We start from the raw sequence: 15418 nt of genomic DNA on the forward strand, positions 1-15418 counted from the left end.
TCAAACATTTGTGCTACTACCATATGCGGAGATGAAATTTCTTGTACTCCGCAAATGTCGCACCTTCTCTAGGCGCCTTTCATAATGTGAGGAGAGATGATGTGCCCACGAGGAGGAGAATCTTTTGGTAGAAGAAGCCAAGAATTTGCTGGACTGGAGCCAATGGGGCCGACAATGGATCGAGCATTTGCGAAGACATAAGACCCTCAACCGAGAACTCGAACGACATCTGCACAAATTCGAGGAAACGTTTACGCTGATCGGAAGGCAAGCATCGAAGCTCGATTCCACACAGGCAGGCGATGAGCTCCCTACTCTCATTACTCGCGCAGAACAGGTGCAGGAGCAATTCCATCACTTTTTACGACTGGCTCAGTTGAGTGAAGATGAGCATATGGAACAAGAAATGAGGGAATCTGCTCAGGAATCAATGAATGTACAGCCAGCCGTGGCGGAAGAAGTGCAAGTACCTGTTGTAGTACCAGCACCCATTTCCTATTCCGGTGCACGTGAGCCAGTCCGTGCGGCACGCCCTGTGCCTGCCGGCCGACATACACTCCCCCCACTCCCTTATGCCTACAACGCTTTGGAGCCGTACATCGATGAAGCTACCATGCAAATCCATCACAACAAACTCCACCAAAAGTATGTAGACGATCTCAATACAGCAGAGCGGAAACTAGCAGAAGCTCGAGAAAGTGGCAATTTCGATCTCATACGCCATTGGGAACGCGAGCTAGCCTTTAATGGGGCCGGTCATTACTTGCATACTATCTTTTGGCCAGCCATGAGTCCAACTGGGGGTGGCACGCCCTCTGGTGATCTCGCAGCGGCAATCAATCGGTATTTCGGTTCGTATGACGCTTTTAGGAGACAATTTAGCCAGGCGGCAGAAAAGGTAGAAGGTCCTGGGTGGGCGATCCTCGTTTGGTCTCCGCGAGCACATCATCTGGAGATTCTTACAGCCGAAAAGCACCAGAACCTGTCACAATGGGATGTGATTCCGCTACTGGCTCTAGACGTATGGGAGCATGCCTATTTCCTGGGGTATCAAACCCAGCGAGACAAGTATGTAGAGAACTGGTGGAATATCGTCAACTGGCCCTATGTGGAAGAGCGATACGAGAAAGCACGAAAACTTCGCTGGGAGCCGTATTGACTTGTACCCTCCCTTCAGTGACAAACCCCCTCGTCATCCCAAATGGCAGGAATGAGAGGGGTGTTTTTGCTGGCAAAACTTATTCGTTATACGGGACAAATTCGATCTTTTGCACCTTGATCGGATTTTGGATGGGCTTCGCATTCTCATCTGTTTTCTGGGCAGCGATCTTGTCTACGACTTCCATCCCGGCAAAAACATGACCAAAAACAGTGTGGCGATTGTCGAGGTAAGCTCGTCCGCCAATTTCTTTATACTTCGCTTCTGCGTTCAACGGCAGCGCTGACAAATCGAGGTACTCCTGATCTACCTTGGGGCTTTGTACAATGTAGAAATGGGTGCTGTTCGTATTTGGTCCAGCGTTCCCCATACTGAGCGCTCCTCTGAAGTTGAACAGATCCCGGCTAAACTCGTCCTCAAACGACTCGCCGTAAATACTCGGCAGCTCCTTGCCATCCGGCCCTTTCAAATCTCCCGCTTGAATCATGAAATCGTTGATCACACGGTGAAAAATCATATTGTTGTACTGCCCTTTTTTCGCGAGTGTTTTAAAGTTTTCCACTGCTTTTGGAGCTTTGCTTGGGAACAGTCTCAGCTTGATCACACCGGCATCAGTCGTGATCACGCATATTTCTTCCCCTTTGCGCGGCTTCTCCAGCTGAATCAGCTTTACATCTGACACATCGATGCCAGAGTCCTGCCAAAGGACGCCCCACGCCTTCCAGTTCACCGGATCCGTCCCGAGTCTGGCCAAGCCAAGATAATCCGTTTTTTCAATGGCTTTGTTATCTGCGGTATACCCCACGTATTTGAATTTCACAATCGCGCGGTAGTTATTGTAAGCGTCCTCCTTCGTGACGGTGTACAGCTTGTCTACTTTTGCTTCGATCACCTTAATGTTTTTGTATTGCGCCAATCCTTCCACGTAGGTTTTCATCGCAAAATTCGTCAAGGAGTCATCTGCTACCAACTTTGCTACCTCAGCAGGATTGGACCGCTGCTTCACCAAGGACGCGATGAAATCATTCACTTCCTGCTTATCTCCCCCATGTGGACGGAACTGGTTGACCTGAACTTCGTTACGATAATCATGAATAGCGTTTGCAGCAGCATGTTGGACAAAAGTCGGACTCAGTAACGGGATCGCAATACTTGCAACGACTGCCAGAGAAACGAGTTTTTTCATTCTTTCCGCCCCCACTAATTAGAAGATTGTTCCATAAAAACAGTATATCTTAATCTTTGAATCGATGCCTAAAATATTTTAAAAATTCCGCCAAATCAAGCGAGTTAATCTCATTTCTTCCCATAAAATCTCTTGCGTCTTTTTGCGTCCCTCCCCCGTCTAACCCATGTAAACTTCATGAAGATACAACAAAAAACAATCAATCATTACGGCCATATGCCATATAAGGGAGAGACACACCATGAATAAAAAAACGTTTACTGTATTTGCTGCTTCTATTTTGACTTGCTCTGTTTTTGCCGGAGCTCTCAGCACTACTTGGGCTAACCAAACTCCTCCCCCAGTAACCACGCAGCAAGAAACAAAAGCAAACGAAGCAGCCAAGCAGAATATGTTCCGTAATATCAAACGAGCGGAGCCTGCTCTCCTGTACACCTTAAAAGGAGAAGCAAGTGTTTTTGAAGGAACGTACCAATACGCCGTCAAGCAAGGAAAGCATGTTGTGGCAAAAGGATACGGCACAGCTTCAAAAGGTGGCCCGGAATGGGGAACTTTTGCGCAAACGATTACGATTCCAGCAAGCGAGCTGATCGAAAACGAGCCATTGATACTCGAGATCTTTGAAATTAACCAAGAGAACGGCGAAGTCATCAACAAGCTTTCTATTCCATTAGATAGCTCCGAACAAGTAACAAACAACAAAGTATTTCGTAACCTGAAGCTTGCGGCACCGTCTGTCGTGTATACCGTATCCGGCGAAGCTAACGTTTTCGAAGGTACCTATCAATATGCTGTGAAGCAAAACGGTAAAATTGTAGCAGAAGGCTTTGGTACAGCATCGAAGGGCGGTCCAGAATGGGGAGCCTTCACGCAAAAAATCTCCATCCCAACTAGCAAACTAGCTAGCAACCAACCTTTGACGCTGGAGCTGTTTGAAATCGATCAAGAAAGCGGCGAAATGAAGAATAAAATGGTGCTTCCATTGAAGTAAGGATAGAAGGATCTACGCTCCCGCAGTGTCTCTAGCGCTGCGGGATTATTTTCGAAAAGAAAGGAAGAACCTAACATATTCGGTAAGGAGGGTGTGCAGCATCGTGAATCAAACTGAACTGGCGCAAAGAGCCATTTCCGGTGATGAAGACAGCTTTACTCTTCTGATCCAAGAGAGTAGAGAAAAAATATATCGCATGGCTTTTACTTATGTACGAAACAAGGAAGACGCGTTGGAAATTGTGCAGGAGACCGTATACCGTGCCTTTATCTCCGTACACAAATTGAAGCAGCCGCAATATTTTCAAACATGGCTGACCAAAATCGCCGTCAACTGCTCCTTGGATCACATACGCAAAGCAAAAAAAGTCGTTTATATGGATAAAGAACATGAAGTCAGCTACGAGCAGAAATCGCGGGAAGATGCCATCGACTTGCATGATGCCTTGGACCAACTCGATGAAAAATCCAGAACGGTTATTATGCTGAGATATTTCGAAGACATGCCCATCAAGGACATTGCCGATGTGCTAGACATACCCCTCAGTTCCGTAAAGTCGATCATTTACCGTGGACTGGAGAAATTGAAAGTGAACATTGGGGAGCGTGAATCTCTTGGATAAAAAGCTGGACGATTACAGACAAGCCTATCACGATATTGAAATTCCCGAAGAGTTGGCGACAGTCACCGAGCAAGCCATCGAACGTGGGAAGCTTCATCGCAAACGTGCGAAAGCAAGAATTCGTTGGTTAAAGCACGCTGGCGTAAGCGCAGCCGCTGTCTTTGTTCTTTTTACGGTCAGCGTAAACACGATGCCCGCCTTTGCAAGTACTTTGGAAAACGTTCCTGGTCTGGGCAAGCTGGTGAAAATTTTGCAATTCAATAAAGGCAGTGCAGGCGGCGGTACTCCTCAGGATGCCGTAGATGTTAGCTTCATTACGATACAGAAGCAAGGAGACCGTGAAAACATCATCTTGAACTTTACCCAGGATAATGAGGTACAGCAGAACGCCAGCTCCTTCCACGTGAGTTTTACGGAATATCCGGATACGATGTCGTTTGCTGTTGGTGGTGCGAGAAGATTTTCGGCTGTCAAAGATTTCGAGACATTGAAGCAAAGCCGGTATATCAAAGATGCATATGAGATCATTTCGTTGGACGATTCTCTCGTGCGATTTCATGTGGCTTTTAAGGAAGCGATTGCTTATGAGGTGAAGGAGTATAAGGAACCGGCGCAGGTTGTGATTACGATTTCTCCAAAAGAAGTGTCGCCAGAAAAGCAGCGGCCTGTGTACTCGGTGCGCACTGCTTCTGTGCCGTACGGAGAGACGCTCGGGGCTATGGAGGAATCTCTCTTGGTCGCGGACACTATGCGGGTTTTGAAGGACAAGCAAGGTGGATACTTTGTCGAGGCCGGGTATTATCGGACGGAAGCGGAGGCTCAGGAGAAAATGAAGCAGTTGAAGGATGAGTTTGGGCTGGTAGAGCCGTTGTTTGTGGAGAAGAGAGAGTATTTGGAGGTACCTGAGGAGATTGTGGCGAGGTAGGGTTCCCCTCCCCCTTCCCCTCGCGATCAATCGTCAGATTATTCTGGGAGTATAGAAAAGCTGTGAACATGATAGGAAAGTTCCTACAGACTCTATATAATAAGCTCTCAAGAGCGCTCTTTTCTGTTTTTTAGTTTGAATCGGGCTTTATTGGCTTGATGGAACGAAAATCGAAATGCTGTTCGTTGCTCCTGAATACCACGGAAAAGGGATTGGCAGCAGATTACTTAAACATGCGGAACGCAAGTATGGCCCTAATCTGAAAGTAGATGTCAACGCGCTTTCTACAAACGATATGGATTTGTGCAAACAGGACGATCTGAACTGGATGGTTCGGGAAGGCCATTTCCTTTGCTTCATTTAGAATTACAACGTTAATTTTTCATTTTTCAAAAAACAAGACTGTCTCCTGTAGTAGAATTCTCTACTTGCGAGACAGTCTTGCTCTACTTATTTGCCTGAAAAACTACCAAGGGCATTCACACAAAGGGCCATTTCTTACGCATCCTTTTTGGCATCCTGCAAACGCACTTGCTCCGAGTTTTTGGAGTAATTTTTTGAACATGTCTATCACCTCAATCTTTCCATAAAATGTATTTACAGGAATATAATACAATACTTATATAGAAATTGAAAGTGTTTTCTGAAATTTCAAGAAGTAATATTTTTGTCGCTTCTTCTACTATTCTCTTCTGCTGCTTCCATTTTGTTAATGAACGTCCCGAGTACCTTTAATACTTGAAACAAGACGACCAAAATCGCGATGACCGTCACCCATAATACTCCGAACCCAATCATCCAACCTGTAGACATGTTCATCCCTGCCTTTTTCGCAAAATATGTTTGAACGTACTGATTTCTCCACTAATAGCCATGAGCAGTGAGATGCACACACTCGAAAAGAAGATAGCGATTACCCAATTGGCGATTTCGAAACTGCCAGACTCTAGATAATGGTCAACACTCGCCCAGCCCCCGCTCCATTGCCCCACATAAACGGCAAGACTGATGAATACGAGGTTACGCAAAACAAGCTTCCATGATAAAAAATGGTTTCCCGCCATTCCGCCGCATCCGCATGAAATCTTCTTTCTGCCTCTTGCTAGATTGATACTGATTGCAAGTGTGTAAGCCCCTAGCAACAAAATCGCCAGAGACAGTCCCAGCGTTGTAAAAAAACCAAGTAGCAAGAAAATCGCTACGGTGGCTTGCAACCCCAGATCCAAATACGTAAAGCTTTTTGACCACGAATAAGGTATGATCTGGTAGGCTCGCACAATGGACAAATGCGTGCTAGTATCGCTTATTTTTGAGACAAACGTGCTGAGAAATAAAAAGGCGAGAACCAGCCGAAACAGCAAACCAAGCTCTTCCATGACACCCCTCCTTCATTACGCAAACCATTTCGCCTGCATGCGGTACATGCGCGAATATTCTCCGTTGGCATCCATTAGCTCATCATGATGCCCCACTTCGATCAGCTGACCTTGCTTCATGACAAAAATCCGATCCGCCATTCGTGCCGCAGCCATCCGATGGGAAATAAAAATCGCCGTTTTGTTCTGTGTGAGAGCATCAAACTGCTGAAATACTTCCAGCTCTGCCTGCGGATCAAGTGCCGCCGTAGGCTCGTCCAGAATAAAAATCTCTCCTCTTCTGTACAAAGCCCGAGCCAACGCGATCTTTTGCCACTGTCCGCCTGAAAGGTCTTCGCCATCCTGCAGCGTCCGACCCAAAATCGTATCGTATCCGCTGGGGAGTTTGCGAATAAAGGTATCTGCACCGGTTTCAACCGCTACTTGCCTCATCTGTGCGGGATTGATCTCCTGAGTTACTCTTCCAATGGTGATGTTCTCTCCAGCAGTGAAATTGTACCGAATGAAGTCTTGGAAAATGACCGTGATATTTCGTTGCAGGTCGGAAATATCGAGCTCATGAATCGACTGATTGTCGAACAAAATATTCCCGGAATGGATCGGATAAAGCCCCATTAAGCATTTGACGAGCGTCGTTTTTCCAGAGCCATTATCGCCAACAATCGCAATACGCTCCCCCGGCTTGATTGTAAAGGAAACTTCATTGATCACATTGCGCTCCATTTTGGGATAGCAAAACGAAACCCGATCAAACGTAATACCAGACTGCAGCTTATTGGGAAACTCCGCTTTGCCAGTGAGCTGCGGAATCGTCTTATCCTCGTATTCCAGAAAGTCAAACAGATCAGCGATGTACAAGCATCTGTTGACGATATGTGCGAGGTTAAAGGTCATTAATGAAAGGAGCTGCTGTGTATTCTGTACCGCTTGGGCAATGGCTACAAAATCCCCTACCTTCAGGGCGCTCGCACGAAGCAGCGATACGACCAAGCCTAAGCAGCCAATATACATCGAGGAGGTAAATATCCCTGAGAGAATCAATGCTTTTTCCCTGCGGTGGAGTAGACGAAGTACTTCTTTCATATTTTTCAAATACAGGCGAGACCATCTGCCTAGCAAAAAGTCCTTGAGCTGAAACAGTCGGACCTCTTTGGAGCTGTCGCGCTCATTCAGGATCGAGCTGATGTAGGAGGCTTCGCGAATCTCTGGCGTCTGCAGCCTTGCGAGAAAGTATTCCGACATACCAAATTTGATTTGGACAATTAACAGCGGGATCACGGCCAGCAAGCTCATCACAGCTAATCCCCAGTGAATGCTAAGCAAAAACACCGCGTAGGAAATCAGAGTAATCAGATTTTTCCCCAGATCCAATACCCTTTCCACAGGGTCCAGAAAGCGTTCCCCCATTGCCTCTGCCCGGATGCGGTGGTGATGATTGTAAAATTCCGGATCATCGAAATAGGAGAGCGGAACAGATGCTGCTTTCTTTGCTACCATATGCTCCAAATGATATTCCAGTCGTTGCTCCGTATGGGCATCGAGAATACGCAAGACCGTTTCCAAAGCGTTGGTGACCAGCGTCACGGAAAACAATCCTGCGAGCAGCCAAAGCAATGGCTGATAATCATCCGTCTGATCCAGTGCAATGGCCGTAACCTCGTTCACCATTTCTTTCATAATCCAGATCGTAGCCAACGGGGAAAATGCCAGGATAATTCTGAGGGCAATGGAACAAATGAGCCATAACTTGCCATGTGCCCAAATCAATCGGACTGTTTTTGTAAAATAGGAACGCGTCATACTGCCTCACCTGCTAGTGCCAACAGCTTCTTTTTGGTTTCCACGGCGGTTATTGGCTTGGCACGAATGACGTCCTGCTCATCGATCACAAAAACGCTGGGGAAATGATTGATCTTGTATGCTTCCAGCATGGGTTCGTTGCCGATCAAGACAGGGATACCGGATATGTTGTTTTCTTGCAGCCATTGGGAAGTCGATATCTGTTCGGATTCTGTCGAGATGATAACGGATGCATCTGTGAGTACCCTTCCCTCGGACAATAGTTCGTGCACATGATTGGCACAGTGCCCGCAGCCTGTATGGGTGAAGTTTACGATGAGTGGGCGAGGGAGATTATTTAGTTGTTGCTCTTGACCGTTTAACGTAAGGAAAGGCAGTGATTGCAGTTTGGTGCCGATTGCTGGTCCTGTTTCCGGGATGAAGGGGTGGAAGTGATTGACCTGTCTCTGGGTTTGTTTTAAAAGGGTGATAAGTTTTGTGAATACGTAGGCAAAGATAAGCAGAAAGATCATGTTTATGGCTATGAGCAAATCTATCGATCTCCTTCCGTGCGACTCGAGATAATACGAGAGGCGTAACATATTTTTACAGAGAAAATACCATAATATTCTATTTTTGTCATTGTTTTATGTTTCAAATAAGTCTGCTGGTAGAAAAATTTTGGTAAAGAAAAAGAAACCCCAAACAAGTATTTTACTACTCGCTTGAGGTATAACTCTTTTTTGCATACATAATCGCTATTCCTGTTTGTACGTATATTTTTCTGGGTTCTTTGCATAGTCGACAGATCATACACAATCATTTGTTTCAAAAGACACTCTCACTTTTCCAGTTGCGTTAATACCTAGTTGACAATAGCCACTTGGCCAGTCTAATGCTCCACCTAGATGATATCGATATTCTTCATAATCCAAAGACTCTCCCCAGCTTTTCGTTAATCTTACATTCATTCCATCATTGGTTTTAATAAAGTCATTTTCGTTAGGCTTGTAAACAGAAACTTCTAATAGACAAGAGGTCACACCCTCAAAGCTGATAGTCGAAAAACCAGCTACATAGTCATACTCATTTTTTTGTGTTCCGCTTAATGAAAGCCCCCACACTTCTGTAAGGAACGTTTTCTTTTCTATCTATCGTGATTTATCCCCTCATCTGCCCGGCAATCGTCAAATGCGCCTCACCTGCTACGCGAATAACAGGCTCTTCACCAGAGCGATCGACCGTTACATACAGCTTTCCTGGCCGATCAATCGCATGCCCTTGCCCTACGACGAGTTGAGTCACTTTTCCAGCAGGCAGCAACTCTTCCAACGCCAGATAGCCTGCCAATGCCCCGTTTGCAGCACCTGTTACGGGATCTTCCGCAATTCCGATCGCAGGCGCAAAATCCCTCGTATACAAGTCATAGCCTTCCGGAGCATCCCACGTAAACAAATGGGTTGTGGTGATGCCATGCTCCCTGTTCATTTCTGCGAGCGTTGAGAGCAATGGCTGCGCTGCATCGATCGCCTGTCGGGTGCGGACTGGAACGAGTAGATGCCTATTGCCAGTGGAAGCAAGCTTCATCGGATAGCGATCGTCCAAATCAGCCGGTGTTATGCCAACCAGCCTCGCTACCTCTTCTCTGTCTAAATCAATCTCGTTCACAGAAGGCTTGATTTGGGTCATTTCCACTCGCTGTAACTGCCCTTCCTCCATTATCAATTGAACAGGAATCAAACCGACGTTTGTCTCAAACACGATACGGCTACCCTTTTCCAACCATCCGCGTTCTGTTGCCAATAGCCAAGCAGAACCCACTGTCGCATGGCCGCAGAAATCAATCTCAACCGAAGGAGAAAAGTAGCGAATACGAAAATCTGCTTCGGGATGGTCGGACGGCATCAAAAAGGCAGACTCAGGAAGATTCAACTCATTGGCAATTTTCTGCATTTGTTGTAAAGTCAAAGTACCTGCTTCCGGGATGACTCCTGCGGGATTGCCTGCAAATGGCTCTCTCGTAAAGGCATCCACATGGTATACACTCACATGATTCATCGTTACTTCTCTCCTTTTGTGAAACGAATGCTTCTCTTGCTTTTCATCTTAAATTGCTGCAACCGCGCTGTAAAATGAAGCTTTCGCATACCAACCATGATAAAAACTTCATGAAAGGAGGAGCTCCATGACTTTGTTTCAAATGGAAGTCCTTGTGGCTGTCACGAACGCTGGTAACTTCACACGAGCTGGAGAACAAATCGGATTGAGCCAATCGGGAGTGAGTCATACGATCGGCGCACTGGAGAAAGAGCTCGGCATTTCCTTGTTCACCCGCAATCGCAGCGGAGTTAAGCTGACCACAGCAGGCGAAAAAATCGTCGCCTCTGCTCGGACCATATTGGAAAACATCTGGCTGATTAAACAGGTGGCTGCCGAATCAGGCGGGCTATCGGAGGCGACGCTCCGGATCGCTTCTTTTCCCAGCGTAACCGCTCAGCTCCTGCCAAAATTGCTGAAGTCGATTCAGAGTCACTATCCGCATATGCAAACAAAACTATATGAAGGAAGCTATCAAGAAATAAAAGAATGGGTTCGCTCAGGGGTTGTCGATGTCGGTTTTCATGTGTGGCCCGATGACGAGCTAGAAGGAATCCTGCTGACGACAGACGCCCTGCTTGCTGTCGTGCCAGCCAATCATCCTCTGGCAAAGGAGCGCTCTCTCACCTTGGAGCAATTAGCCCGCGAATCATTTCTCATGCCCATGGCGGGTTGTCACTTGTTGATTGGCGCGGAGTTTGCCAAGGCTGGGCTTACACCAAATGTTTCCTATGAAATCGCCGATAATACAACGATACTGGCCATGGTAGAAAGCGGTGTTGGGGTGACCGTCGTTCCTTCGCTGACTCTACCATCGCAACTACCTGATGTCGCTGTCATCGAAATCACGCCGCCTCTCTCTCGGCAAATCGGCTTGGCTGTACGCTCGCTTCGAGAAGCCCCACCTGCCGTACAAGCATTTTTGCGGGAAGCAGAGCGCATTGCACCCACACTATAAAAAGGACGTGCTTCTTCGTTGAAAAAATGGCTCATTCTCCTACTTGCTCTCTGTGTGATCAGCAGTGTGATTTTAGGAATTACCATTCAAGCCGGTACGTTGGTGCCATTGATTAACCAGAGCTTTTTAATCGGTCTTTTCCTGTTGATCATTGGGAGTATTGCCGTCGTGACACGCTCTGGATTTTTCACTATTTTTCTGCGTGGATTCAAGCAGCTGAAAGGGATGTTCTTTCGCAAGCCACGTATGATGGACAGTGACATTGTTCAAGCAAACGACCCTGCTTTCGAGGAAAAGAAGGAGTCGTTCTTGCGGATCGGAACCTCGCTTTTTCTCACGTCAGGCACGGGACTGATTGTCTTCTCGATTGTTCTTACCTGGTTCTACTATTTATAATCTCACAAAGAAGGGCTGTCCCACCGATTGGGAACAGCCCTTCTTCCTCTCTTACGACTCTATCAAATGACAAGCCACCCAATGTCCGAGTTGTGCTTCCTGCCACTTCGGCACTTCTTCCGCACAACGAGGTTGTACGAGTGGGCAGCGTGTGCGAAAACCGCAGCCACTGGGCTTGTTGGCTGGACTCGGCAAATCTCCCTGCAAAACGATACGCTCTCGCTTCACCGTCGGGTCAGGCACTGGCACAGAAGAGAGCAAAGCCTGCGTATAGGGGTGCAACGGATGAGCGTACAGTTCATGGCTCGATGCAAGCTCGACCATCTTACCCAAATACATGACGCCAATCCGATTGGAAATATGTTTGACCATGGACAGATCATGCGCGATGAACAAATAGGTCAATCCGCGATCATGCTGCAAATCCTCCAATAAATTGACGACCTGGGCTTGAATCGAGACGTCGAGTGCGGAGATCGGCTCATCGGCAATGATAAATTCCGGCTCCACTGCCAACGCCCGCGCGATTCCGATCCGTTGGCGCTGTCCCCCACTGAATTCATGCGGAAAACGCTGCGCATGATCCTTATGCAAGCCCACTAGATGGAGCAGCTCCGCCACACGCTCTCGTCTCATTCCGCGACTCAAATGGTGAATGTCCAAGCCCTCTGCAATGATATCCTCCACGGTCATACGCGGGTTCAGACTTGCTTGCGGGTCCTGGAAAATCATCTGGGCATCCCGATTGAACTGCCCCGCATCTTTTCCCCGAAGCTGATGAACATTCTTCCCTTTGAACAACACTTCGCCATCTGTATGGTCATACAGCCGAATAATCGTCCGGCCTAGCGTAGACTTCCCGCAGCCACTTTCTCCGACCAGCCCGAACGTCTCCCCTTTGTTGATCGTAAACGAAACACCATCGACTGCTTTCAAATCAAATTCCGTTCCAAGCGAAAAATACTTCTTCAAATCGCGAACATCAAGCAAAGCTTCTGTCATACTCCCTGCCTCCCTGCTGCCACCAGCTCCTCTATTCGCGGTGCCCGTGGATCGTGGAGCCAGCAAGCAGCCTGATGTCCACGACCGAATTCACTCGTCACGGGCATCTGCTGTTCGCATATCTCCATCGCAAAATCACAGCGGGCAGCAAACGGACAGCCGACTGGCGGATTGAACAAATCTGGCGGGCTGCCTTCGATGGGTATCAGCCGTTGCTTTTCGCCTTCATCCAGACGAGGGAGGGAGCGCATCAGTCCCCATGTATACGGATGACGCGGATTTGCAAAAACGTCCTCCACCGTCCCAGTCTCTACCACCATCCCCGCATACATGACAACCATGCGATGAGCAATCTCGGCCACTACACCCAAATCATGCGTAATAATCACGACCGACAACTCCTGTTCCTCTTGCAGTCGCTTAAGCAAATCCAAAATCTGCGCCTGAATCGTCACATCCAATGCTGTCGTCGGCTCATCAGCAATCACCAGCTTGGGTTGGCAAGCAAGAGCAATCGCAATGACCACACGCTGACGCATCCCTCCGCTGAATTGGTGCGGATACTGATCGATTCGCTTTTCCGGATCGGGAATTCCTACGAGTGAAAGCATCTCGATCGCTCTCTTTCGCGCTTCCTCTCTCGATACTTGGTGACTGCGAACGAACCCCTCTACGATTTGAGTCCCTACCTTCATCGTTGGATTGAGCGCTGTCATCGGGTCTTGAAACACCATGCCGATCTGCGTTCCGCGAATACCCAGCAGCTCTTTTTTGGGCAGGTGACTGATTTGGGCTCCTTCAAAAACAACCTTTCCCCCGACGATTTTTCCAGGTGGATTAGGGATTAATCCCATGATCGCTTGAGCCGTAACGCTCTTGCCACATCCACTCTCGCCTACGATGGCAACCGTCTCCCCTTTGTCCACGTAAAAGGACACTCCCCGTACGGCTTGAACCTCGCCACCATACGTTTTGAAATTCACTCGCAAGTTATCGATTGCCAGCAAATGCTGATTCATCCTCATTCCCCCTGTCGTCTCTAATCGCGTAGACGCGGATCAAGCGCATCCTGCAAACCGTCGCCGAATACGTTGAAGGCGAACATCGTTAGCGAGATCATCAATGCTGGGAAAAACAGTCGCCACCAATCGCCCGTCAAAATAACGCCCAAGCCATCGTTTGTCATCGTCCCCCAGCTGGCGACTGGAGCTTGTACACCGAGTCCAAGAAAGCTGAGAAAAGATTCCGCAAAAATTGCCGATGGAATCGTAAAGGTCAAATTGACGATAATGACGCCAAATGTGTTGGGAATCAGATGCTTGAGCAAAATTCGTGAAAACTTCGCTCCCAATACTTGGGCAGCCAGAATGAACTCTTGATTTTTCAATTGCAGGATTTGTCCGCGTACCAGCCGCGCCATGCCGACCCACCCCGTAGCAGACAGGGCAATAATAATCGTCAACATTCCCGGCTCCATCACAACCATGAGCAAAATGACAACCAGCAAATACGGCAGCCCATACAAAATCTCGATAATACGCATGATGATCGTATCGATGCGATCCCCTCGTTTGCCTCGTCCCGCCATATAGCCTGCAATTCCCCCGACTGTCACTCCGATGACCAGGTCGATGAATGCCGCGACAATACCAATCGTCAACGAAATCCTCGCCCCATACCACGTACGGGCAAACATGTCACGTCCCAGCTCATCCGTACCGAACCAATGCTCTGCGGAGATTTCCTGGTTTTTGGTCAGCAAACTCTGGTCGGAATAACTATACGGCACAAGATTCGGTCCAATGATCGCCATTCCAATCAGGGCGAGAATAATGAAAAGGCCGAGCATTGCCAGCTTGTTTTTCAGCAGCTTCCGAATGACCTGCTGCCCATTGCTGAGACTCGGTCGTGCAATGACATTCGCCTGCGTATTTTTCGCCAACGGGCGAAATAACGGGTCCACTTTGTGCTCCATCGCCACAGTTTATCTCTCCTTGTTGGTCAGCTTGATCCTCGGGTCAATCAGGGTGTATGCGATATCAATCAGGAAAATGGTAAAAATCAGAATCGCACTGTAAAAAATCGTCGTACCCAAAATGACCGGATAGTCACGGTTGAAAATGCCGTCTACGAAATACTTGCCAATGCCGGGAATCGCAAAGATTTTCTCCACGACAAAGGTTCCCGTTATCAAACTGGCAATCAAAGGTCCGAGAAAGGTGACCACAGGCAGAATCGCATTGCGAATTCCATGTCTGACGACGATGATAAACATAGGAATCCCCTTTGCCTCTGCTGTTCGAATGTAGTTCTGGTTCATGACTTCAATCATGCTGGCACGCATGTAGCGGGTAATGACCGCAACCGGACCAAAGGCGAGCGCCAGTGAAGGCAGTATCGTATGCAGCCATGTACCCCATGTCGCAACGGGAAAGAGCGGCAGCTTGATCGCAAAAAAATTGATCAGAAGCGGTGCCATAATGAAGCTCGGGATCGCTACACCCAATACGGCAAGCGCCATGGCAATGTAGTCCAGCCATTTGTTGCGATTGAGCGCTGCGATGATGCCCAATGAAATTCCGAAAAGGAGTGCGATCCCGATCGCTTGCGCACCCAACCAGGCAGATGCAGCAAAGCCATCGGAAATCATGTCATTGACTCCACGAGAGTCTGATTTGATGGATGGGCCCAAGTCGAGCATTAACAGATTTTTCAGATATAAAACGTATTGAACAGGCAACGGCTCGTCCAGGTTGTATTTGGCACGCAAATTATTGAGAATTTGCTCTGGCAGCTGATCCGACTCGGAGGCAAACGGGTTCCCCGGAATGGCATGCATCAAGGCAAACGTCAGCGTCACGATAATCCACAGAGTGACGAACATCATCAAAATACGTTTTACCAGATAGTTTGACATGGAAGTCCTC

Annotated in this window: 16 protein-coding genes and 1 pseudogene; 7 read left to right on the forward strand and 10 right to left on the reverse strand. The window is 47.8% G+C overall.

The features are described 5' to 3' along the window. The first annotated feature begins 124 nt into the window (after positions 1-124). Positions 125-1159, forward strand: coding sequence for a superoxide dismutase (locus FB479_RS06195; protein ID WP_142063346.1), 1035 nt, complete (start codon positions 125-127; stop codon positions 1157-1159). Between the two features lie 79 nt (positions 1160-1238). Here the strand turns inward: FB479_RS06195 and FB479_RS06200 are convergent, their stop codons facing one another. After that, positions 1239-2345 (reverse strand): peptidylprolyl isomerase, encoded by a 1107-nt coding sequence (locus FB479_RS06200; protein ID WP_106655821.1) that lies wholly within the window; start codon positions 2343-2345, stop codon positions 1239-1241. 241 nt (positions 2346-2586) lie between these two features. Between FB479_RS06200 and FB479_RS06205 the strand changes: the two genes are divergently transcribed. The 4 genes and pseudogenes from FB479_RS06205 to FB479_RS06220 form a co-directional block, all read left to right on the forward strand. Beyond that, positions 2587-3336, forward strand: coding sequence for a Gmad2 immunoglobulin-like domain-containing protein (locus FB479_RS06205; protein WP_142063349.1), 750 nt, complete (start codon positions 2587-2589; stop codon positions 3334-3336). 103 nt (positions 3337-3439) lie between these two features. Further along, positions 3440-3958, forward strand: a complete 519-nt coding sequence (locus FB479_RS06210) for a sigma-70 family RNA polymerase sigma factor (RefSeq protein WP_142063352.1) — start codon at positions 3440-3442, stop codon at positions 3956-3958. Further along, a complete protein-coding gene (locus FB479_RS06215) occupies positions 3942-4883 on the forward strand; it encodes a DUF4179 domain-containing protein (protein WP_255438294.1) in 942 nt (313 codons plus the stop codon). Before FB479_RS06210 ends, FB479_RS06215 begins: the two co-directional genes overlap by 17 nt. 139 nt (positions 4884-5022) lie before the next feature. Next, positions 5023-5261 (forward strand): annotated as a pseudogene (locus FB479_RS06220) (GNAT family N-acetyltransferase); the annotation flags it as partial. Between the two features lie 273 nt (positions 5262-5534). Here FB479_RS06220 and FB479_RS30415 read toward each other — a convergent pair. From FB479_RS30415 to FB479_RS06240, 5 genes are all read right to left on the reverse strand, one after another. Further along, the gene (locus tag FB479_RS30415; RefSeq protein ID WP_164724411.1) at positions 5535-5696 is read right to left on the reverse strand and encodes a hypothetical protein; all 162 of its coding nucleotides are present in this window, start codon (positions 5694-5696) and stop codon (positions 5535-5537) included. 2 nt (positions 5697-5698) lie between these two features. Then, positions 5699-6259: a MauE/DoxX family redox-associated membrane protein gene (locus FB479_RS06225; protein ID WP_142063358.1), complete on the reverse strand. Its 561-nt coding sequence runs from the start codon at positions 6257-6259 to the stop codon at positions 5699-5701. 15 nt (positions 6260-6274) lie between these two features. After that, a complete protein-coding gene (locus tag FB479_RS06230) occupies positions 6275-8059 on the reverse strand; it encodes an ABC transporter ATP-binding protein (protein WP_142063361.1) in 1785 nt (594 codons plus the stop codon). Further along, positions 8056-8589 carry a TlpA family protein disulfide reductase gene (locus tag FB479_RS06235; RefSeq protein WP_142063364.1) on the reverse strand — a complete coding sequence of 178 codons (534 nt, stop codon included), beginning with the start codon at positions 8587-8589 and terminating at the stop codon, positions 8056-8058. Before FB479_RS06235 ends, FB479_RS06230 begins: the two co-directional genes overlap by 4 nt. A gap of 610 nt (positions 8590-9199) precedes the next feature. After that, a complete protein-coding gene (locus tag FB479_RS06240; RefSeq protein ID WP_142063367.1) occupies positions 9200-10096 on the reverse strand; it encodes a PhzF family phenazine biosynthesis protein in 897 nt (298 codons plus the stop codon). A 127-nt stretch (positions 10097-10223) separates the two neighbouring features. Here FB479_RS06240 and FB479_RS06245 point away from each other — a divergent pair, with 127 nt between their 5' ends. Both FB479_RS06245 and FB479_RS06250 read left to right on the forward strand, forming a co-directional pair. Next, positions 10224-11093: a LysR family transcriptional regulator gene (locus tag FB479_RS06245; protein WP_142063370.1), complete on the forward strand. Its 870-nt coding sequence runs from the start codon at positions 10224-10226 to the stop codon at positions 11091-11093. Positions 11094-11111: 18 nt separating this feature from the next. Further along, a complete protein-coding gene (locus FB479_RS06250) occupies positions 11112-11489 on the forward strand; it encodes a DUF3899 domain-containing protein (RefSeq protein WP_142063374.1) in 378 nt (125 codons plus the stop codon). Positions 11490-11540: 51 nt separating this feature from the next. Here the strand turns inward: FB479_RS06250 and FB479_RS06255 are convergent, their stop codons facing one another. From FB479_RS06255 to FB479_RS06270, 4 genes are read right to left on the reverse strand one after another with little or no spacing between them, the layout of a single operon-like run. After that, positions 11541-12491 carry an ABC transporter ATP-binding protein gene (locus tag FB479_RS06255; protein ID WP_142063377.1) on the reverse strand — a complete coding sequence of 317 codons (951 nt, stop codon included), beginning with the start codon at positions 12489-12491 and terminating at the stop codon, positions 11541-11543. Continuing rightward, positions 12488-13510, reverse strand: coding sequence for an ABC transporter ATP-binding protein (locus tag FB479_RS06260; protein ID WP_115984406.1), 1023 nt, complete (start codon positions 13508-13510; stop codon positions 12488-12490). Before FB479_RS06260 ends, FB479_RS06255 begins: the two co-directional genes overlap by 4 nt. Positions 13511-13530: 20 nt before the next feature. Next, positions 13531-14466 (reverse strand): ABC transporter permease, encoded by a 936-nt coding sequence (locus tag FB479_RS06265; protein WP_185746348.1) that lies wholly within the window; start codon positions 14464-14466, stop codon positions 13531-13533. A gap of 9 nt (positions 14467-14475) precedes the next feature. Then, positions 14476-15408 carry an ABC transporter permease gene (locus tag FB479_RS06270; RefSeq protein WP_142063383.1) on the reverse strand — a complete coding sequence of 311 codons (933 nt, stop codon included), beginning with the start codon at positions 15406-15408 and terminating at the stop codon, positions 14476-14478. Positions 15409-15418 lie beyond the last annotated feature (10 nt).

Origin of the sequence: Brevibacillus sp. AG162, assembly GCF_006715575.1 — a bacterium.
In the GTDB taxonomy this organism is placed as follows: Bacteria; Bacillota; Bacilli; order Brevibacillales; family Brevibacillaceae; genus Brevibacillus; species Brevibacillus brevis.